General features: G+C 59.8%; 20 protein-coding genes. 18 read left to right on the forward strand and 2 right to left on the reverse strand.

Going from position 1 to position 20,791, the window contains the following annotated elements:
- Window positions 1–19 precede the first annotated feature (19 nt).
- The 5 genes from ACSQ83_RS23540 to ACSQ83_RS23560 all read left to right on the forward strand — a co-directional run bounded on the left by ACSQ83_RS23540 (window position 20) and on the right by ACSQ83_RS23560 (window position 4,705).
- On the forward strand, window positions 20–628 hold the full coding sequence (locus ACSQ83_RS23540) for a GNAT family N-acetyltransferase (RefSeq protein ID WP_436229787.1): 609 nt from the start codon (window positions 20–22) through the stop codon (window positions 626–628).
- Window positions 625–1,686, forward strand: a complete 1,062-nt coding sequence (locus tag ACSQ83_RS23545) for a 3-oxoacyl-ACP synthase (protein WP_436229788.1) — start codon at window positions 625–627, stop codon at window positions 1,684–1,686. The genes ACSQ83_RS23540 and ACSQ83_RS23545 overlap by 4 nt, the downstream gene beginning before the upstream one ends.
- Window positions 1,683–2,609 (forward strand): 3-oxoacyl-[acyl-carrier-protein] synthase III C-terminal domain-containing protein, encoded by a 927-nt coding sequence (locus ACSQ83_RS23550; RefSeq protein ID WP_436229789.1) that lies wholly within the window; start codon window positions 1,683–1,685, stop codon window positions 2,607–2,609. The genes ACSQ83_RS23545 and ACSQ83_RS23550 overlap by 4 nt, the downstream gene beginning before the upstream one ends.
- A 409-nt stretch (window positions 2,610–3,018) precedes the next feature.
- Window positions 3,019–3,714: a LuxR family transcriptional regulator gene (locus tag ACSQ83_RS23555; RefSeq protein ID WP_436229790.1), complete on the forward strand. Its 696-nt coding sequence runs from the start codon at window positions 3,019–3,021 to the stop codon at window positions 3,712–3,714.
- Between the two features lie 178 nt (window positions 3,715–3,892).
- Window positions 3,893–4,705, forward strand: coding sequence for an acyl-homoserine-lactone synthase (locus tag ACSQ83_RS23560; RefSeq protein ID WP_436229791.1), 813 nt, complete (start codon window positions 3,893–3,895; stop codon window positions 4,703–4,705).
- Here ACSQ83_RS23560 and ACSQ83_RS23565 read toward each other — a convergent pair.
- Complete coding sequence (locus ACSQ83_RS23565) at window positions 4,641–5,207, reverse strand: hypothetical protein (RefSeq protein ID WP_436229792.1); 567 nt, start codon at window positions 5,205–5,207, stop codon at window positions 4,641–4,643. The genes ACSQ83_RS23560 and ACSQ83_RS23565 overlap by 65 nt on opposite strands.
- Before the next feature lie 499 nt (window positions 5,208–5,706).
- Window positions 5,707–6,234 (reverse strand): inorganic diphosphatase, encoded by a 528-nt coding sequence (gene ppa / locus ACSQ83_RS23570; protein WP_213768343.1) that lies wholly within the window; start codon window positions 6,232–6,234, stop codon window positions 5,707–5,709.
- Window positions 6,235–6,581: 347 nt separating this feature from the next.
- Here ppa and ACSQ83_RS23575 point away from each other — a divergent pair, with 347 nt between their 5' ends.
- The 13 genes from ACSQ83_RS23575 to ACSQ83_RS23635 all read left to right on the forward strand — a co-directional run bounded on the left by ACSQ83_RS23575 (window position 6,582) and on the right by ACSQ83_RS23635 (window position 20,740).
- Window positions 6,582–8,021 carry an aldehyde dehydrogenase family protein gene (locus ACSQ83_RS23575; protein WP_436229793.1) on the forward strand — a complete coding sequence of 480 codons (1,440 nt, stop codon included), beginning with the start codon at window positions 6,582–6,584 and terminating at the stop codon, window positions 8,019–8,021.
- Between the two features lie 21 nt (window positions 8,022–8,042).
- Window positions 8,043–8,801 (forward strand): SDR family oxidoreductase, encoded by a 759-nt coding sequence (locus tag ACSQ83_RS23580; RefSeq protein WP_414948769.1) that lies wholly within the window; start codon window positions 8,043–8,045, stop codon window positions 8,799–8,801.
- 178 nt (window positions 8,802–8,979) lie between these two features.
- Window positions 8,980–10,299, forward strand: coding sequence for an MFS transporter (locus tag ACSQ83_RS23585; RefSeq protein WP_436229794.1), 1,320 nt, complete (start codon window positions 8,980–8,982; stop codon window positions 10,297–10,299).
- 524 nt (window positions 10,300–10,823) lie between these two features.
- Window positions 10,824–12,125 carry an urea ABC transporter substrate-binding protein gene (urtA, locus tag ACSQ83_RS23590; RefSeq protein ID WP_436229795.1) on the forward strand — a complete coding sequence of 434 codons (1,302 nt, stop codon included), beginning with the start codon at window positions 10,824–10,826 and terminating at the stop codon, window positions 12,123–12,125.
- Between the two features lie 163 nt (window positions 12,126–12,288).
- Window positions 12,289–13,908, forward strand: coding sequence for an urea ABC transporter permease subunit UrtB (urtB, locus tag ACSQ83_RS23595; protein WP_436229796.1), 1,620 nt, complete (start codon window positions 12,289–12,291; stop codon window positions 13,906–13,908).
- Between the two features lies 1 nt (window position 13,909).
- Window positions 13,910–15,100, forward strand: a complete 1,191-nt coding sequence (gene urtC / locus ACSQ83_RS23600; protein WP_436229797.1) for an urea ABC transporter permease subunit UrtC — start codon at window positions 13,910–13,912, stop codon at window positions 15,098–15,100.
- Between the two features lie 47 nt (window positions 15,101–15,147).
- Window positions 15,148–15,975 carry an urea ABC transporter ATP-binding protein UrtD gene (gene urtD / locus ACSQ83_RS23605; protein WP_436229834.1) on the forward strand — a complete coding sequence of 276 codons (828 nt, stop codon included), beginning with the start codon at window positions 15,148–15,150 and terminating at the stop codon, window positions 15,973–15,975.
- A 24-nt stretch (window positions 15,976–15,999) separates the two neighbouring features.
- Window positions 16,000–16,692 (forward strand): urea ABC transporter ATP-binding subunit UrtE, encoded by a 693-nt coding sequence (gene urtE / locus ACSQ83_RS23610; RefSeq protein WP_414948764.1) that lies wholly within the window; start codon window positions 16,000–16,002, stop codon window positions 16,690–16,692.
- Window positions 16,693–16,736: 44 nt separating this feature from the next.
- Entirely contained in the window at window positions 16,737–17,630 is an 894-nt protein-coding gene (locus ACSQ83_RS23615) for an urease accessory protein UreD (protein ID WP_436229798.1), read from the forward strand.
- Window positions 17,631–17,844: 214 nt separating this feature from the next.
- Window positions 17,845–18,648 (forward strand): transporter substrate-binding domain-containing protein, encoded by an 804-nt coding sequence (locus tag ACSQ83_RS23620; protein WP_414948761.1) that lies wholly within the window; start codon window positions 17,845–17,847, stop codon window positions 18,646–18,648.
- A gap of 61 nt (window positions 18,649–18,709) precedes the next feature.
- Complete coding sequence (locus ACSQ83_RS23625) at window positions 18,710–19,387, forward strand: amino acid ABC transporter permease (RefSeq protein WP_436229799.1); 678 nt, start codon at window positions 18,710–18,712, stop codon at window positions 19,385–19,387.
- Window positions 19,384–20,034, forward strand: a complete 651-nt coding sequence (locus tag ACSQ83_RS23630) for an amino acid ABC transporter permease (RefSeq protein ID WP_414948759.1) — start codon at window positions 19,384–19,386, stop codon at window positions 20,032–20,034. Before ACSQ83_RS23625 ends, ACSQ83_RS23630 begins: the two co-directional genes overlap by 4 nt.
- Entirely contained in the window at window positions 20,021–20,740 is a 720-nt protein-coding gene (locus ACSQ83_RS23635; protein ID WP_414948758.1) for an amino acid ABC transporter ATP-binding protein, read from the forward strand. The genes ACSQ83_RS23630 and ACSQ83_RS23635 overlap by 14 nt, the downstream gene beginning before the upstream one ends.
- Window positions 20,741–20,791: the final 51 nt, after the last annotated feature.

Below are 20,791 nucleotides of genomic sequence, written 5' to 3' on the forward strand. Positions count from 1 at the left end.
CACCAGCAGGAGATTCGACGTGAGCAGCGAAGATCAGGCACAACCAGAAGCGCACCAGACTGAAGGATCCCGCCAGACGGGCGGAGGATCCTGTTCGTGCTGGCTTCGTGAACCTACGAGCAACGATGTGAATGACATCGCGGCTTGGCTGGCCGATCCGGATATCAACCAGTGGTTCGATTTCGCTCAGGGCCGCCAGACGCTTCCCGTGCTCGCCGTGCAGCTCATGATCCAGAGCGGTCGACATCGCCTGCGGGTCTTCGGATGCGCGGGCGAGGAGGCCGCAAGCGGTCTTGTTGTCGCCAGCGATCTAGCACATGCATTCGGCACCGGCTCGTTCTGGGTACTTCGCGACAGCCGGCGGCCCGCCTCCAGGAACATGACGTTTGTCGCCTCCACCACGCTTCTGCGCGAGGCGTTCGCAACCGACCGGCTGCACTGCATTACCGCGTGGGCCGTGGACTGCAACGTGCGCTCGCGCCGCCTGCTCGAACGGATCGGCTTTCGCCTAATCGGGCTGCAGCGCGATTGCCACGTCATGCACGGATCGCGGTTTGGGCGCGTACTCTATGATTTGCTGCCAGTTGATCTCGCCAATGACTCCGGCTCGCCCGTGGGTGGCGCATGAACACGCCCATCATCACCGCATTAGCGACTTGGGTGCCAGACCCCATACCGCTGTCCCGATGGAGGGCGCTTGAGTCAGCACTGCGCGCGAGCGGGCATCCCGGTTGGGACGCATGGATGAGGTCCTGGCATCCCGACTACGGGCACTGGCTGGAGGCATGGCCGGGTGAGGAAAGCGCAGAGTCACTCCCTGTGCATTGCGATCTGCCACCACCCGACATGACCTGCGCGGTGCCGGTCGAAACTGAAACGGATCTTTCGGGACTCGCCGCAAGAGTGGCGAACGTGATCTGCGCCGCCCGCCCGCGCAGCGCACGCCCGGTCGATGTCGTTATGTTCTGCCATAGCAGTCCGGACGAACACGTTTCGGCCACGATTGCCGGACGGCTGTGTGCCGAAGTCGGTACCCCGTGCTTTCCTTTTTCGCTCTCGCAGCAATGTGGCGTGTCGCCGTTCACGGCATTGCGGCTTGCGTCCGACCTTTTCGTCGCTGAACCGGATGCCCACACGATACTGGTTGTCGCGGCGGAGAAGTGGCGCCCACCGTTTTCCAGAATATGCGCACCTGGTATCGTGCACGGTGACGCCGCAGGCGCCCTGCTCGTTGAAAGAAGCGCCCCCAACGCAAGTGGCTTGCAGTTGCTCGATGCTGCAGCTCGGCACGTTCCCGTTGACATCCACCACCGTGCAGGCGGATCCCCCGATGCCCGGACATTCACCCTGCTATCGATGATCGAGTCTGTGCTCGCGAGACACGGTCTTCGTCACGGTGAAATTGACGAGGTTGTCGGGCACCCGGGTATTCCTTCGCTCACGGACGCCGTATGCGAGCTGCTCGGCCGACCGGACACGGGAGTACAGCACAAACATTGGGTTCATCTCGGCGCCGCCGAATCCATCGTACGCCTTGCATACACGCTCAGCCGCGCCGCCTGTTGCGGGACACGCCGCGTGCTGCTGTGGGGCCACGGGATGGGCGGCTTTGTGGGCACAGCGCTGCTTGAAGCGCACGGCTCACCCTACCTCTATGAGCACGACGATTTCCGGTCCATCTCATGATTCCCGATCTCGGCATACCGCACGTCGCATTTCATCTTCCCCGACGCATCCACGACGTGCGGAACTGGGGAGAGCGAACCCGGCAGAAGACCGCCACCGTGCAGAACCTGATGCGAGCCGGGGTGCGTTACTACCGCAGCGCCGATGGGCAGAGCGCAATCGGACTTGCCGCCAGCGCAATCCAGCGCCTCTTGCTTGCCTCCGGTGTCTCACCTGGTGAAGTCGACTGCATCGTCTACGTGCATACGCTCCAGGGCAGCATTGCACCACCGCCGCAGTCGCTACCCGGCCTGCTCTGTGACCGGTTCGGTTTCACCAACGCCGAGGCCTTCTCGTTCGCGCAGCAACATTGCGCATCCGCCCTTGGTGCACTGCGTGTGATTCGCGCGATGTTCATCGCCCGGCCCCATCTGAAACGGGTCCTGCTCGTCGGCGCCGACGTCATGCCGATCGAATCGGAAAGAATAATGAAAGATGGGGGAATTCTGAGTGACGGCGCATTCGCGGTCATCGTTGAGCGCGGCGCTGCCGTGAACCGCCTGCTTGCGGTCGCGACGCACGCCAGCGGCCTGGGCTGGCGAGGGGTGCTGGCGAATGACGAACCGCGCCTGGCAGCGCAGAATTTCTTCAGCGCGCGCAGCCTGATCAGGCAGACAGTCCAACAGACACATTTCACACTGGACGACATCCAGCGCATCCTGCCTCACCATCTGGACCTGCCTGCGTGGCGCCGCCTGCTCGATTCGCTTCACATCCCGCAGGACCGACTGTTCGCGGAGAATTTTGCCCGCATCGGCCACGTCACCGTCAGCGATGCGTTCATCAATCTCGCCCAGTGTCATGACCTGGTGCCGGGCAGGCCGCTGCTGCTCTTTGCCCGGGGCGTCGGAGGGTTTTCAGCAGCAGCGTTGCTGGTCCATTAGGCCATCGTTAGGCCGGCTCGGCCCCCGCTTCGGTCCGCTTGCCCCACCTGCACCATTGGTATGGTTGTAGTCCCTTACATAATTCACTGCGCGGCAATCTGCAGACTATAATAAATGTGAATGCACTGGGGCGGGCGCATAGTACGTGTCGAGTTGGCCAATACCGGTGCCGCGACCTGCGGCAATCGTAGGCGGGCCTGTGACTGGTGACTCACTCCCGGAAACGTGTGTCGCATGAACCGCTCCGCCGTTGAGTACGGGCCTCGTTCTCATGTGGCACTTGGACTTCCATACTCTGTAGCGCAGCGCCGGGGTAGCGAACATGAAACACGTCTCTCGACGCCGTTCGACGGAGGGCCAGCGCAGGCCGTCACTCACATCTGATCGTCTGCAACCTGGCGCACCGGTCATGCGTCTTGCAAATGCCACTGACATTCCTTCCCTCGTCGAGTCTTTCGGCCATGCAGCTGGGAAACTCGGCTTCCCGCATTACGTGATTAGCCGCGTTACGCGAAGCCGTTCGAGCTGTACCCGGCAAACAGCGCTTGAGATGATTGGCTCACACTATCCTCAAGAGTGGGTGCGGCACTACGAAAGCCGGGATTATGCAGCCACCGACCCCGTTCATCGGGCTGCGTTCCTCCAGTCGGCTCCCTACCGGTGGCACGACATCATCGGGCTGAGCAAAGCCGAGCGTCGGCTACTTGACGAAGCCAGAGAGGCCGGACTACCCGCGGGAATCAGTATCCCGGCCCACCAGTGCGATGGCAGTATCCTGCTGTTCAACCTGTCCGGCTCTCTGCGTTCCGTCAACAATGCAAGCAACTCTCGGCTGGCATACCTGATCAGCGCACAGTTTCACTTCGAACTGCATCGCCTCGCACAAATACCTTCAAGAAGAGCGACACACCTGCTTACACCGCGTCAGCTCGAATGTCTGACCTGGGTCGCCCGGGGGAAAACCTCGGCCGAGATTGGCGAGATCCTTGGGTGCTCCCGCCATACCGTTGACTACCACATCGAAGAAGCAATGGAGGCACTCAACATCCGCAGCAGGACGGCCGCTGCAGTCCACGCGACCATACAGGGCATCATAAAACCCTAAATCTGTTTTTCCTGCGATTTTCACCGCACCTCCAACCCGTCGCCTTATAAGAGGCGCGCATCACTGCACGCCCGCGGCTACTCGTCGGCACCCTCCCAAAGCTCAGAGTTTCTGGCGCACAGACACGCTGATAGCGTCGTGTCAACGGCTGTCAACGCCTAACACGAGGGAGGAGCCCATGTCATACATCGTCGCCGGCAGGCTTGATGACCTGCCATCGGATATCCGTGAGCATCTCGGAATCTTTCGCCATAAGGTCTTTGTCCAGCGCCTGCACTGGGAAATACCCAGCGCGTCCCACGATACGACGAGCGAATGGGACAAATTCGACGGAGACGCTACGGTCCATCTAGTCGCACTGTCCGCAGACTACGCGGTGTGCGGGTGCGCGCGGCTCATACCCACCACAGGACCCTATCTGCTGCGTGAGGTCTTTCCGAAACTTGCAGGCCCAGATTCACTGCCGTCATTACCTTCGATATGGGAGATGTCGCGATTCGCCGGATCTGGACTGCCGGACCATCGAGCCGGCTCAACGTCGGGCATGTCGTTGTTTCCTTACGCCATGGCGCTCGCCCTCTCGTTCGGCGCGACACGCGTGATCGGCGTGGTCTCGCCTTCCGTTGCACGTCTGTACCGGCGCTTCGGGCTCGATCTGCGCGATATCGGCGTTGGCACCGCACCGGGCTACGGCAATATCGTTGCGTGCTCAATCGATCTGGACCCTGCCGCGTTCCACAAACTCCAGTGCGATCCAGTCACGCTTCTGAACTCGATCACCCGCTTCGGACAGCTCCCACTCGCAGATACCGGCATGCCGGGTCATTCGCATTCGACTGAAGCAAGCGCGGCGACGTGCCCCTCGCAATTTGGGACACCAGAACAGACCACACGCACGCGACAGTCTCGACAACCAGCCCCTGAGATCAGCGCATGCCTGCAGGGCGGCAATGGTGCCGATTGTCGGCCTCCTTCATCCAGTCCGGCCTGATTGCTGACGCATAGGCCTGCCCGCTGCGCGAAGCATCACCATTCCGCTGCGAACTCAAGCCCAGGCGCTCGTCGATCGCGTGCGCGACGGTCGCAGACTTCGGAGGATGATCGCAATCGCAGTCCGCCCAGAACGTACACATCGCATCGATCAGGACGGACAGTATCAACGTCATGTAGGGCAGTTTCACGGTGATGCCCTCCTCTGGGCGGTCACGAGCGAACTTGCCCCGATACTCCTGGAACTCGTTCACGGGCATCATGATCCGCAGGGCATCGAGTTCACGCTGCAGGCGATTTTCAAATGAGTAGTGAACGGTCGCCGAATGCGCAAGCGCCTTGCGCAGCTCGCAGAGCTGCCGGTCCTTCATCTCCATGCATCTGATGAGCCGACGGACTTCGGCTTCAGCCTGCTGCAAACGTTGATCAGGAGCAGCGTTCGCCGATAGCATGAGTGAGGCGCTTTCCATGCCAGTGCTTGTCCCTGCGTTGAGTTCTTTCATGATGTTCCCTGCCTCAAATGCGCATGCTTGTATCGTTCCGGCCGCACAACCGCGAGTCTCCGTCGCAAATCAATCGCGATGGCTAATCGCTGCGCAGTCGTCGGACTTCAGCCGCGTATCCTTTTTCGGTTTTATCAGACGAAATAACAACTACGAAAAAAGACAGGGTGTGCCGTATCGGAGTCAGCATGGAGATGCAGCAGGAGTGTCGAGAATTTTTAAACGCAGGAAGGTCGCCTCTCTTTGTTGATCTGGAGGCGAGAACACGAAACCTGAAAGAGAGATTTCGACCGTTGATGGGGTTGTCGTAAATACGCAACCAATATATGGAAATCGTACTTTCTGATTACTCGCAAGTTAGTAGGCGCGGTGTTTTTACGCGATGGCTCGGCAGCGCCGTGGATCGCAGCAACATCGATTTTCAGCATAAAAAAACCGCCTGGTCCTGCCTCATGGCAAGACCAGGCGGTCTTCAACATCTCCATAATCAGTCGCTAACTTACTTCTTAAAGTTAGCCACGCCGTCCGTGATTTCCTTATGCGCTGCGTCCACGCCTTGCCAGCCTTCGACCTTCACCCATTTGCCTTTCTCAAGCGCCTTGTAGTGCTCAAAGAAATGCTTGATCTGGTCTTTCAGATATTCCGGCACGTCATCGACCGTCTTCATGTGCGCCGTCATCGGGCAAATCTTGTCATGGGCAACAGCAACCAGCTTTGCATCGACACCCGATTCGTCCGTCATCTGCAGCATGCCCAATGCGCGTGCCCGAACCACGGATCCAGCCAGCAACGGGAACGGCGTAATCACCAGCACGTCGACGGGATCGCCGTCACCTGAAAGCGTCTGCGGAATGAAACCGTAATTCGCCGGGTAACGCATGCCGGTGCCGATAAAACGGTCGACCACGAGCAGGCCCATGTCTTTGTCCGCTTCGTACTTCACCGGATCGCTTTGCGCCGGGATTTCGATGATCACGTTGAAGTCCTGCGGAAGATCCTTACCTGCGGGTACGTTGTTAAAGCTCATATGCACTCTCTTCAAAGTGGAAATTCGGTGTCGGAGATAAACGTATCGGTACGCACCAACGCCGCATTTTGCTGCAACGCGACAACACGCGCGAAGCGCGAACGCCCTGACTGCAACGCTGCGTGGAAGTTTTACGTTTGGCCATGAAACGGCCCAATTGCGTCATTATAGCCAATCGAGGAGTGCGCTCCGCCGTTCGCGGCGAGCCGGGAAAACGGCGCAAAATAGGTTGTCGACAATGTGATCGCTAACGTAAATGACCTCAAACAAAGTGAATGAAGCGCCGCGCAATGAACTGACGCGACGGCGCGCCCCCTAACCAACAGCCACGGAGACAGGAGTCAGGCATGGAAGAGGCAAAGCATTTCATCGGCAACCAGCGGGTGGCGCCGGCAAGCCACGAGAGCATTCCCGTCATCGATCCGTCCGACGGCCAGGTCTTCGCGCAACTCGCGCGTGGCAACGCAGCCGATATCGACCGCGCGGTCCAGGCAGCACGCCACGCGTACGAAGGCTCGTGGGGCCACGCAAGCGCTGCCGATCGAGGGCGCGTGCTGTACCGGCTTTCGATGATCATCGCCGCCCATCAGGACGAACTGGCGCATCTCGAAGCACGAGACACCGGCAAACCCCTGAAGCAAGCCCACGCCGACGCAGCGGGCATCGCGCGGTATTTCGAGTTCTACGCAGGCGCCGCCGACAAGCTTCACGGCGAGACCTTGCCCTATCAAACCGGCTACACCGTCCTCACGATCCGCGAACCGCACGGCGTGACCGGACATATCGTGCCCTGGAACTACCCGTTGCAAATCTTCGGGCGCAGCGTCGGCGCGGCGCTCGCGGCCGGCAACGCGTGCGTCGTAAAGCCGGCGGAGGACGCGTGTTTATCGATACTGCGCATTGCCGAACTCGCCGCCGAAGCGGGCTTGCCGGAAGGCGCGCTGAACATCGTCACGGGGTATGGATACGAAGCCGGCGCGGCCCTGGCAAGACATCCGGGCATCGATCACATCTCGTTCACGGGATCGCCGGCAACGGGCGCGGCGGTGGTCAAGATGGCCGCCGATAACCACGTCCCCGTCACGCTCGAACTCGGCGGCAAGTCGCCGCAGATCGTTTTCGCCGATGCCGACTTGGACGCCGCCCTGCCCGTGCTTGTCTCGGCGATCGTGCAAAACGCGGGGCAGACGTGCTCGGCGGGCAGCCGCGTATTGATCGAGCGATCGGCGTACGAGCCGCTGCTCGAGCGGTTGTCGGCGGCGTTCAGCGCGTTGAAGGTGGGCCCCAGTAAGCTCGATCTCGATTGCGGTCCGCTGATCAGCGCGAAGCAGCAGCAACGCGTATGGGATTTTCTCTCCGATGCCCAACACGATGGCATCGCGATGGCCGCGCACGGCGAAGTGGTTTCTGAAGCGCCCGAAGCGGGCTTTTATCAGGCGCCGACGCTCTTGCGCGATGTCCCGCCGTCGCATCGGCTCGCTCGCGAGGAAGTGTTCGGCCCGGTGCTGTGCGCGATGCCCTTCGATGACGAAGCCGACGCGGTGAGGCTCGCCAACGGCACGGACTTCGGCCTGGTCGCGGGCGTCTGGACACGCGATGGCGGCAGGCAGATGCGCATTGCCCGCAAGGTGCGCTCAGGGCAAGTGTTCATCAATAACTACGGTGCGGGCGGCGGCGTGGAACTGCCGTTCGGCGGCGTCAAGCATTCGGGCCATGGCCGCGAAAAAGGCTTCGAAGCGTTGTATGGATTCACGGTGCTGAAAACCATCGCCATTAAACATGGTTAAGCAGTAAACACAGGAGAGGACATGAGACTGCAAGGCAAGACTGCGATTGTGACCGGCGGCGGATCGGGATTCGGCGAAGGTATTGCGAAGACGTTTGCGCGCGAAGGCGCGAACGTCGTGGTGAATGACCTCAACGGCGAGGCGGCCGAGCGCGTCGCGAGCGAGATTGCGGTGAGCGGCGGCAAGGCGATCGCGGTCCCCGGCGACGTGACAAAACAAGCCGACTGGCAAACGCTGTTCGACGCCGCCATCGAAGACTTCGGCAGCGTCCAGGTCGTGGTGAACAACGCGGGCACGACGCATCGAAACAAGCCGGTGATGGAAATTACCGAAGCCGAATTCGACCGCGTCTATGCGGTGAATGTGAAGAGCATCTACTTCAGCGTCGCGCAATTCGTGCCCTACTTCCGCAAGGTTGGCGGGGGATCGTTTATCAACATTGCATCGACGGCGGGCGTGCGGCCGCGGCCTGGTCTGATCTGGTACAACGGCAGCAAGGCGGCGGTGATTATCGCGAGCAAGGCGCTGGCGGTCGAGCTTGGGCCGGACCGGATTCGCGTCAACTGCATCAACCCGGTGATGGGCGAAACGGGTTTGCTCTCGGAGTTCATGGGCATGGAAGACACGCCCGCGAACCGTCAGAAGTTTCTCGCGACCATTCCGCTCGGCCGCCTTTCGACTCCGCAGGACATTGCGAATGCCGCGCTGTATCTTGCCTCCGATGACGCCGAGTTCATCACCGGCGTGGCGTTGGAAGTGGACGGCGGGCGCTGCGTTTGATCGTTCGAATTTCGCGCTTTTGAGCAACTTTCAAGCATGAGTGAAACGGTATCCGGTGCTTGCCGCCGGATGCCGATCATCGGTGTATTCCCCATAGAAAACAGATGGTTGCGGCTTGGAGCGAGCGGCTAAAATCGACAGCATATTTTCCCATCGATAAAAATAGTGAGGAGACAAAATGGCCAGTACTGCGGGTGATTTGCATCGACCCGGCGCGGGCGCGCCGCCCTCCGCGTTCGAAGCGGCGACGTATAAGAAGGTCGCGTGGCGGCTCTCGCCGTTGCTGCTGATCTGTTATGTGGTGGCATATCTGGATCGTGTGAACGTGGGCTTCGCGAAGCTGCAGATGTCGACGGATCTTGGTTTGAGCGATGCTGTTTACGGCTTCGGCGCGGGCATCTTTTTCTTCGGCTATTTCATCTTCGAGATTCCGAGCAACGTCATCTTGCACAAGGTCGGCGCGCGCGTGTGGATCGCGCGGATCATGATCACGTGGGGCATCATTTCGGCGCTGACGATGTTCATCACCACGCCTACGATGTTCTATGTCATGCGCTTCATTCTGGGCGTGGCCGAAGCGGGATTTTTCCCGGGCATCATTCTTTATCTCACGTACTGGTTTCCGGCTGAACGGCGCGGGCGCATGACCACGTTGTTCATGACGGCGATCGCGTTATCGGGGTTGATCGGTGGCCCAGTGTCGGGCTGGATCATGAAAAATTTCGATGGCGTCAACGGCTGGCATGCGTGGCAATGGCTGTTCTTGCTGGAGGGCATTCCATCCATCGTGGTCGGGATTGTCGTGTTCATCTTCATGGACGATGGCATTGCAAAAGCGAAGTGGCTGACGGTTGAAGAACGTGAGTTGCTGGAGCGAAATATTGCTAAGGACAACGTCGAGAAGGAAGACATGCCCGTGCTTGAGGTGCTCAAAAGCGGCCGGGTCTGGTTGATGAGCCTGACGTATTTCTCGTTCGTGATGGGGCTTTATGGCGTGAGCTTCTGGCTGCCGACGATTATCAAGGCGACCGGCGTGACCGATGCGCTGACTATCGGATTGTTGTCGGCGATTCCGTTTGGTGCGGCGGTGATCGGCATGCTGCTTGTTGCGCGTAGTGCCGATAAACGTGGCGAGCGGCGATGGCATATCGCGATTCCGGCGGTTGTGGGGGCGTTGGGGTTGGTGGTGTCGGTGGTGTGGTCGACGAATACGCCGATGGCCATGCTTGGGCTCACGTTGGCTACGATGGGAATTCTCACTACCTTGCCGCTGTTCTGGAGTTTGCCTACCGCGTTCTTGGCAGGAACCGGAGCTGCAGCCGGGATCGCGATGATCAATTCGCTCGGGAATCTGGCTGGGTTTTTGAGTCCTTATCTCGTGGGATGGTTAAAGCAAGTGACAGCATCGAACGCCAGCGGCATGTATATGCTCGCGGCATTTATGGTGCTGGGCGGGTTGCTAGCGTTGAGCGTGCCGAAGCGGGTGGTGAATCGATAAAACCTGCGTCGAGCATGGTTTGGCCCCGGATGCACTTGCATCCGGGGTGCCGCCGGCAAGAACGGCGCTCCGGCCGAATGACTGCTTAATCGGAGGCCATCTTGGGGTTAGTCAATCCTCGCCCCCACTTTAAATACCTCTCGCGAAAATATTGAATAGCGAAGCTGTCGTTGCGATACGAACCCGGAACTCGCATCTGGAAGTCGGGGCGAAACTCTGCCCGGCACGACCCACTGCTTATTTAGAAGGGTCCCGCGCTCCACCCCCAGGGTCCCGCGCTCCACCCCCACGCCTGACGCACCGCCACAAGGCGTCTCTTCCGCCTCTGCACCAAAAGTGCGCACCAGTATTAACCCCGCCATTCCCCCTCTCGCCCCGTCCCACCTTCAATCCCACCTTCCATCAGCACAAACCATCGATTGGCATAACCCTTGCAGTGTCCAACCCACTGACCCTCCGTCAGCGATATAAAAAAATCCACCAGACACCCGCCTCAAACAAACATATCGGCAAGGGGAAATACAATGAAACGACGCAGTCTCCTGAAGTTCGGCTCCATGTCGGGCGCGCTCGCGATTGCGGGTCAATTGCCAATTACAAAAGCGCAAGCCGCCGATACTGGACCGATTAAAGTCGGCGTTCTCCATTCACTCTCCGGAACAATGGCGATCTCGGAAACGTCGCTGAAAGACACTGCGCTGATGACCATCGCCCAGATCAATGCAAGCGGCGGCGTGCTCGGCCGTCAGCTCGAACCGGTCGTGGTCGATCCCGCATCGAACTGGCCGCTCTTCGCCGAAAAAGCCCGTCAACTGATCTCGCAAGACAAGGTTGCGGTGACGTTTGGCTGCTGGACATCGGTATCGCGCAAATCGGTGCTGCCGGTGTTCGAAGAACTCAACGGCCTGCTCTTCTACCCGGTGCAATACGAAGGCGAAGAAATGTCGCGCAACGTGTTCTACACGGGCGCAGCGCCTAACCAGCAAGCCATCCCCGCCACCGAATACCTGATGAGCAAGGAAGGCGGCGCCGCCAAGCGCTTCTTCCTGCTGGGCACCGACTACGTGTATCCGCGTACGACGAACAAGATCCTGCGCGCGTTCCTGCACTCCAAAGGCGTGAAGGACGACGACATTCAAGAGGTCTACACGCCGTTCGGCCACGCGGACTATCAGACCATCGTTGCAAACATCAAGACGTTCTCGCAAGGCGGCAAGACCTGCGTAATCTCGACGGTGAACGGCGATTCCAACGTGCCGTTCTATAAAGAGCTCGGCAACCAGGGCCTGAAAGCCACCGATGTGCCGGTCGTCGCGTTCTCGGTGGGCGAAGAGGAACTGCGCGGTATCGATACAAAACCGCTGGTCGGCAATCTGGCCGCATGGAACTACTTCATGTCGCTGAAGAACCCGGAGAATACGAAGTTCAAGGCGATGTTCGCCGACTGGGTGAAGAAGAACAACCTGCCGGGCGGCGACAAGCGTGTGACGAACGACCCGATGGAAGCGACCTTCGTCGGCATCCATATGTGGAAACAGGCGGCGGAAAAAGCGAAGAGCGTCGATGTCGACAAAATCCGCGTGGCCATGGTCGGGCAGAAGTTCGCGGCACCGTCTGGCTTCACGCTCGAGATGGACGGGAACCACCATCTGCACAAGCCGGTGATGATCGGTGAAGTGCGTGCGGACGGCCAGTTCAACGTCGTGTGGCGCACCAAGACCGCTATTCGCGCGCAACCGTGGAGCCCGTACATTCAGGGCAACGAAGGCAAGCCGGATGTCGTCAGTTCGATTCCGGATTTCCTGCGCCGCCGACGCGTGGCTTAAGGAGCTTGAGTGGCTTGGGCCTCGGCATCAAGCCTTGGTAAGTACCAACGTTGAAACATCGAACCGCCGCGCTCGAAGCACAAGAACAAGAGCGGCGGTTCGTACGAGTCCGGGCAGCACGCAACAGGCCACGCCCCGCTCCGCTCCACCTGACAGGCCATTCATGACTGATTCGATGCTTCGCTTCGCTCGCCGTGGCCTCTGCGCAATCCTGATTGCCTGCATGCCGATCGCCGCATTCGCGGCCCTGACAGCCGATGATCTCGCGCCACTTGCCGCTGACGACTTCGACGCGAAGTCAGCCGCCGTCGACAAGCTGATCGCTAACGCCGATGCCCCTTCTGTCGCGGTATTGAACGCGCTCTCCGATGGCTCGCTGGTCGCCACCGATGCCGGCAAAGTGCTGATCCAGACCGATGACGGCAACAAGGATCCGCTCACCAACAAAGTGGTGGAAGCGCCCGATGCGCAACCGGTCACATTAAACAATCTGCTGCGCTCGAAGGTATCGGGTGCGTTGTCGGGGTTGCAGCTGGCATCGCCGGATATTGCTGTGCGCCGCGCGGCTATCGACGAATTGCTGAAGAACGCCGATCCGTCTATCAAACCGCTCGTCGATAAAGCCCGCGCGAAAGAAACCGACCCAGCGCTCAAGAAGCGTCTCGATACGCTCTGGGCCACCACCGCATTACACGATACCGACGCCAACAAGCGCCTCGAAGCCGTCGAACTGGTCGCCGCGCGTCACGACCTGGATATGAACGAACTGCTGCGCCCGATCGTTGCGAAGAACGCGGACGGCACCTTCTCCGAACCCGATGCACGCGTGCGGGCCGCGGCGCAGGCAGGCATCGAAGAACTGAACTCGATACAACGACGCGGCGAGATTGTCGGCACGATCTTCGCGGGGTTGTCGCTCGGCAGCGTCCTGTTGCTCGCGGCGCTGGGCCTTGCGATCACATACGGATTGATCGGCGTGATCAACATGGCGCATGGCGAGTTCCTGATGATCGGCGCGTATGCCACGTATGTGGTCCAGAACCTCGTGCAGCACTACGCACCGGCCGCATTCAACTGGTATCCGCTGTTCGCCGTGCCGGTGTCGTTCGCGGCGGCGGCGGTCGTCGGCATCGTGCTTGAACGGTTGGTAATCAAACATCTCTACGGGCGTCCGCTCGAAACGCTGCTGACCACTTTCGGCATCAGCCTGATCCTGATCCAGGCCACGCGTACGATTTTCGGCGCGCAAAATGTGCAGGTGACGAACCCATCGTGGATGAGCGGCGGCGTCTCCGTCATGCAGAACCTGATCCTGCCGTACAACCGTCTCACCATTCTCGGCTTCTCGTTGGTCGTCGTGCTGCTCGCCTGGGTCGTGCTGACCAAGACACGCCTCGGCTTGTTCGTGCGCGCCGTCACGCAAAACCGCCGCATGGCGGCGTGCGTCGGCGTGAAGACCGCTCGCGTGGATTCCTATGCATTTGCGTTTGGCGCCGGCATCGCCGGGCTCGGCGGCTGTGCGCTCTCGCAGATCGGCAATATCGGACCGGATCTGGGGCAAAGCTACATCATCGATTCATTCATGACGGTCGTGCTTGGCGGTGTCGGACAACTGGCGGGAACAGTGATCGGCGGGTTTGGTCTCGGGCTTGTCAGCAAGACGATCGAGCCGTTCTGGGGCGCGGTGCTTGCGAAGATCGCGGTGCTCGTGCTGATCGTGTTGTTTATCCAGAAACGTCCTCAAGGCATGTTCGCCTTGAAGGGCCGAAGCGCCGAGGTTTGAGATGAATACACCCAACGTCTCCGCGAATCTCGACGTCGCGCCGCAGCCCGACGAGCAGGCAAAGCGCGAAGGTTTCGCGTTGGGCCTGCCGCCGCGCGCAGCTCTCCTTCCTCGCAACGGCTGGATTGCGCTGATCGCGTTCATCATTGCGATGGGTATCTACGTGCCGGTCGCGGCGCTGGTGCTGCCGGAGTCGAGCACGTTCCACTTAAGTGCTTATTCGATGACGCTTGTCGGCAAGCTCATGTGCTACGCGATAGGTGCATTGGCGCTTGATCTCGTCTGGGGATATTGTGGAATTCTAAGTCTCGGGCACGCGCTGTTCTTCGCGCTCGGCGGTTATGCGATGGGCATGTATCTGATGCGCTCGATTGGCCGCGAAGGGAACTATCAAAGCGATCTGCCGGACTTCATGGTGTTCCTCGACTGGCACAAGCTGCCCTGGTATTGGGAAGGCACCGAGCACCTCTGGTACGCGCTGTTGCTAGTGATCGTGGTGCCGGGTGTGCTTGCATGGATCTTTGGCTTCTTCACGTTCCGCTCGCGCGTTAAAGGCGTGTATTTGTCGATCATCACGCAAGCCATGACCTTCGCTGCGATGCTGCTGTTCTATCGCAACGAAACCGGCTTCGGCGGCAACAACGGTTTCACCGATTTCAAGCGTATCGCGGGCTTTCCGATCACGTCGGCGAGTACGCGCACGGTGCTGTTCATGATGACGCTGGGCGTGCTGATTCTTGCGTTTATCGCGGCACGGGCGATTGTGACGTCGAAGCTTGGGCGTGTGGTTACGGGTGTTCGCGATGGCGAAGCGCGGCTGATGTTTCTTGGCTATAGCCCGCTGTCGTACAAGCTTTTTATCTGGACCGTATCAGCAATTCTGTGCGGCATTGCGGGAGCGTTGTACGTGCCGCAAGTCGGCATCATCAACCCGAACGAGATGTCGCCGGGTAACTCTATCGAAATGGCGATCTGGGTCGCCGTGGGTGGGCGTGGAACCTTGATTGGGCCGATTATCGGTGCGTTCGCGGTGAACGGCGCGAAGAGCTTTTTTACGGCGAATTTCCCTGAATACTGGCTGTTCTTCCTGGGCTTGATCTTCACGCTCGTGCCCTTGCTTTTGCCAAACGGCATCATGGGTCTTATCGATATCGCGCTGCGCAAGAAGAAAGCCGGAGGACATCCCCATTGAACACATTAGCGAATGCGTACAACGCCTTGATCGTCGATCTGCCACCGCTGCCGGAGATCAACGAGCGTAACCAGAACGGCATCACGGGTCTGGGTCACGTGCTGGAACCGGGTGAGATCGATGTCTCGCACGGCACGATTCTGTACCTTGAAGATGTGACCGTGAGCTTCGATGGTTTTCGCGCGCTGAACAAGCTGACGCTGTCTATTGATGTAGGCGAACTGCGTTGCGTGATCGGGCCCAATGGCGCTGGCAAGACCACGATGATGGACGTCATTACGGGTAAGACGCGGCCGGATTCCGGCAAGGTTTTTCTTGGGCAGACGTTCGATCTCGCGCGCATGTCGGAGCCGGTCATTGCGCGTACGGGAATCGGGCGCAAGTTCCAGAAGCCGACTGTGTTCGAGAATCATCCGGTGTGGGAGAACCTCGAGCTCGCGATGAAAACCGACAAAGGGTGGCTTGCATCGCTCAGGTCGAAGCTGGATCGGCAAGCGCAAGCGCGCATTGAAGAAACGCTGGAGCTGATCCATCTCGAAGCCGATGCCACGCGTTATGCAGGCGAGTTGTCGCACGGTCAGAAGCAGCGGCTGGAGATTGGCATGTTGCTGATGCAGCAGCCGGCATTGCTTCTCCTTGATGAGCCGGCCGCCGGTATGACGGACCACGAGACGATGCAGCTTGCGGAATTGCTCAATAAGCTGCGCGGTACGTGTTCGATGATGGTTGTCGAGCATGATATGGAATTTGTCGCTGCGCTCTCAGGCGATACCGGACGCGTGACGGTGATGGCCGAAGGCAGCGAACTCGCGCACGGCACGCTTGACGAAGTGAAGCGCAACGAGAAAGTGATCGAGTCGTATCTTGGTCGTTGATCTGGCCACCCCGGGATTATAAAAATGCTCGAAGTCGATTCACTTAACCAGTTCTACGGCGGCAGCCACATCCTGCGCGATGTGAAGATGACCGTTCCCGATGGAAAGCTGACCGTTCTACTCGGCCGCAACGGCGTAGGCAAGACCACCCTGCTGCGTTGCCTGATGGGCGTAGTGCCGACCAAAAGCGGCACGATCTCCTGGCGCGGAGCAAAAATCTCCTCCATGCCGACTTACAAGCGCGTCGCAAGCGGCCTCGCCTACGTACCCCAAGGCCGCGACATCTTCGGCCGCCTGACCGTTGAAGAAAACCTGCTCGTCGGCGCGGCAAGCCGCAAAACGCCATCGAAGGTACCGGACCGGATCTACGAACTCTTCCCCGTGCTCAAAGACATGAAAAGCCGCCGCGGCGGCGATCTATCGGGCGGTCAGCAACAGCAACTTGCAATCGGCCGCGCGCTGATGAGCGAACCGCAACTGCTCATTCTCGATGAACCCACCGAGGGCATCCAGCCGTCCATCATCCAGGATATCGGGCGCACGTTGCGTCAACTCGTCGATGAAATGGGCATGACGGTATTGCTCGTCGAACAGTACTACGACTTCGCCCGGGAACTGGCGGACAGATATTGGGTCATGAGCCGCGGCGAAATCGTAGCCGGCGGCGCGGGCACGGACATGGAAGCAGAAGGCGTGCGGGAGTTGATCGCAGTCTGACGCTCGCCGTACTATTGGCGACTCGCTCTACTCCAGAAAGCCCCATGCATCACGAACCTATCGCTGCGCTGTTGCCCTCGACTGTCCCGGACCCTGACTCTGATTCCGGCGAGTGGCACGGCAAGCTCGAACTCGGCTTTACACATCAGCCTCCCGAACGCACCGCGCTCACGCATCGCAAGCATATGGGCCCGCTGCGCATGCAACGGCCCTTGTACCCCGAAGGCGATGCCATCTGCCACGCGGTCATCGTGCATCCGCCAGGCGGCGTGGCGGGCGGCGACCGGCTGGCAATCAATATCAACTTGGGCGAGCAAACGCACGCGGTCATCACGACGCCCGGCGCGACCAAGTGGTACAAGGCGAACGGCAAACTTGCCACGCAGCGCATTCATATCCGCGTCGACGCGAACGCAAAGCTCGACTGGCTGCCGCAGAACAACATCGTGTTCGAGTCATCAAATGTGGCGCTGGATTTCACGCTGACAATGGATGAATCGGCAACGGCTATCGGCTGGGACGCAATGCAGTTGGGCCGGCAAGCAGCGGGCGAACGATGGTCGGACGGCCGCCTGGTTTCCACCGCGCGGATCAAGGACAGCAAGGGCCGGTTGCGCTGGTTAGAACGCGCGCTGCTCAGCGCCCATGACCCTCTGCGGATCGCGCCACAAGGCCTTGCAGGCTTCCCCGCCTACGGCACGCTGTGGGCGCTCGGTGCGGGGTGCGACGACGCGCTGGCGGAGTCCCTGACATCGCGACTTCCGTTTAATGACACGCTGCGCGCCGCCGCTTCCTGCGTCGCGCCGGGTGTACTGATCATCCGTGCCGCCAGCCACTCGATGGAACCGCTCCAACAGTTGATGACCGAATGCTGGACCACGTTGCGCCCGCTGATTCATCGCGTCGATGCCAGGCCGTTGCGGCTTTGGACAACGTAGCCGGGTTATTCCTCATAAAATGCGCACCACAAAGGCGCACAATTAAGCCCGCGTTTTGTGCATCGCAACGGCATGTATCCCGCTCAAGCCCGTCCAGCAAGGCGCAAAAGCAATGGCACGACTCTCGCTTAAATCCCTTTCCGACGAGTGCGTCCATCAGTGACCATCAACGAGACGCACCGCGCCACACCGCGATCCAAGGAAAGAGAATCAAATGACCAACACGCTTCGCCGCCACGCGCTTCGCTCTGCAGTTGCCGCTCTCATCGCCCTCCCGGCGTTTGCTCTAATCCCGCTGACCGCCCAAGCCGATGCGCTCGATAACGTCACGAAAGCCGGCGTCCTGAAAGTGGCCGTGCCGGAGGATTACCCGCCGTTCGGCGCCGTCGGCGCAGACATGCAGCCGCAAGGTTATGACATCGACATGGCCGCGCTGCTCGCCAAGTCGCTCGGCGTGAAGCTGGAACTCGTACCGGTCAACAGCGCGAATCGCGTGCCGTATCTGACGACAAACAAAGTGGATCTCGTGATTTCGTCGCTGGGCAAGACGCCGGATCGCGAGAAGGTCATGGACTTCTCAGCGCCCTACGCGCCGTACTTCCAGGGCGTGTTCGGGCCCGCCAATGTCAAGGTCACCGGCCCCGCCGATCTCACCGGCAAGACGGTCGGCGCAACCCGCGGCGCGCTCGAAGAAATCGCGCTGACGCAAATGGCGCCGAACGCGACCATCAAGCGTTTCGAGGACAACAACGCGACCATCCAGGCATTCCTTTCCGGCCAGGTTGACCTGATCGCGGCGGGCAATATCGTGGCCGCAGCCATCCTTTCGAAGAATCCGCCGCGCCGTCCGGAACCGAAATTCATCATCAAGAACTCGCCGTGCTTCGTCGGCATGAACAAGAACGAACCGCGCTTGCTCGCTAAGGTCGATGCAGCTATCGCCCAGTCGAAAAAGGACGGCTCGCTCGAAGCGATGTCGGAGAAATGGTTCAAGGCGCCGTTGCCGGCCGGCCTGTAATCTCGCGCGTCACTCAACATCAAGCTTAAAAACAAAGCTCAAATAACAAGGCGCCGATTCAATGGCTTATCAACTCCAGTTCGGCGATCTCGGGCAGTACGCCGGCATGTTCGCGAGCGGCGCGGCAGTCACGCTTGGGCTGACCGCCGTGTCGACGGTGCTCGGCCTCGCGGTCGGCATACTCGGTGCAGCGGGCAAAGGCAGCAAGTATCGGGCGGTGCGTTCGTTCGTTGGCGGTTACGTGGAAGCGATCCGCAATACGCCTTTCATCGTGCAATTGTTCTTCGTGTTTTTCGGGCTGCCGGCGCTGGGTATTCGCATCGATGAATACGTAGCCGCCGTCCTCGCGATGACGCTCAATCTCGGCGCGTATTCGGTGGAGATCATCCGCTCGGGTATCGCGGCTGTGCCGAAGGGGCATCTTGAAGCGGCGGCGTCGCTTGCCATGACTCGCGGCGAGACGTTCAGGCATGTGGTCTTGCCGCAAGCCATCGCCAAGGTGTTCCCGGCGCTGACAAGCCAGATCGTGATCACGATGCTTGGCTCGGCGGTTGTATCGCAGATATCCGTCTCCGATCTCACCTATGCCGCAAGCTACATTCAGTCGCGCAATTTTCGCGCGTTCGAAACGTATTTCCTGATCACGGCCGCCTATCTCGTGATGGCGATCCTCTTGCGCTTCGTTCTCAACGAAGCAGGCAAACGACTGTTCGCCCGCAACCTGCGAGGCGCCCGATGATCGAATTTACGTTTGAACAGATCCTTACGAACCTGCTGCTCGCGGCGCGCTGGACCATCGTGCTGTCGATTGTTTCCTTCGTGGCCGGCGGGATCGTGGGCTTCGTGCTGCTCGTGATGCGCGTGTCGAGTTCACGGGTTTTGCGGACCATCGTGAAGGTTTACATCGAGATATTCCAGGGCACGCCGCTGCTGATGCAGCTGTTTCTCGTGTTCTTCGGTTTGCCGCTGCTCGGCATTGAAGTTCAGCCGTGGATTGCTGCAACGGTTGGACTTACGTTGTTCACCAGCGCCTATCTCGCCGAGATCTGGCGCGGCTGCGTCGAGGCTATTCCCAAGGGTCAATGGGAAGCATCGTCCAGTCTCGCGATGAATTATTTCGAGCAACTGCGTCATGTGATTCTTCCGCAAGCCACGCGCATCGCTATCGGCCCGACGGTCGGCTTCGGCGTGCAAGCCGTGAAGGACACGGCGCTGGTGTCGATCATCGGCTTCACCGAACTCACGAAAGCCGGCACGATGATTTCGAACGCGACGTTCAGGCCCTTCGTGGTCTACGGGCTCGTCGCCGTGATCTATTTCGTGATTTGTTATCCGCTTACCCGCACCGCGCGCACGCTCGAAAGGAAATGGAATGCCGCTCGTTGAAACGCAAAACCTCAAGAAGCAGTTCGGCGCAAACCAGGTCCTGAAGGGCATCGATTTTTCGGTGGAGTCGGGACAGGTGGTGGCAATCATCGGACGCAGCGGCTCAGGTAAAAGCACGCTGCTGCGGACCTTGAACGGACTGGAAAGTATCGACGAAGGGTCGATCGAAATCGACGGCGAGCACATGGACGCACGTCATGCGGATCTGCGTGCATTGCGCCTCAAGGTGGGCATGGTGTTCCAGCAGTACAACCTGTTTCCGCATCTGACCGCAGGACAGAACGTGATGCTCGCGCAGACGGTGGTGAAGAAGGTTCACAAGGCGAAGGCGCGCGCGACCGCTGAGCAAGTGCTTGAACGCGTGGGCCTCGGCGATAAATTCAACGCCTATCCCGAACAACTTTCAGGTGGACAGCAGCAGCGCGTGGCGATTGCACGGGCGCTTGCCATGAAGCCCTCGGTCCTGCTCTGCGATGAAATCACCTCCGCGCTCGACCCCGAACTCGTGGGTGAAGTATTGGCTGTTGTGGAAAGCCTCGCCGCCGACGGCATGACGCTCATCATGGTCACGCACGAGATGCGCTTTGCGCGCCGCGTGTCGAACAAGGTCGTCTTCATGCATCAGGGGCGCGTGTGGGAAAGCGGCACCCCGGAAGAGATCTTCGAGCGGCCGACGACCGTCGAGTTACAGAAGTTCATCCAATGAAATCGTAGGATAGCAATGCTAGGATTTCATATAACTTCAGCACTTCAAACA

Origin of the sequence: Caballeronia sp. LjRoot29, from assembly GCF_964252755.1 — a bacterium.
GTDB lineage: Bacteria > Pseudomonadota > Gammaproteobacteria > Burkholderiales > Burkholderiaceae > Caballeronia.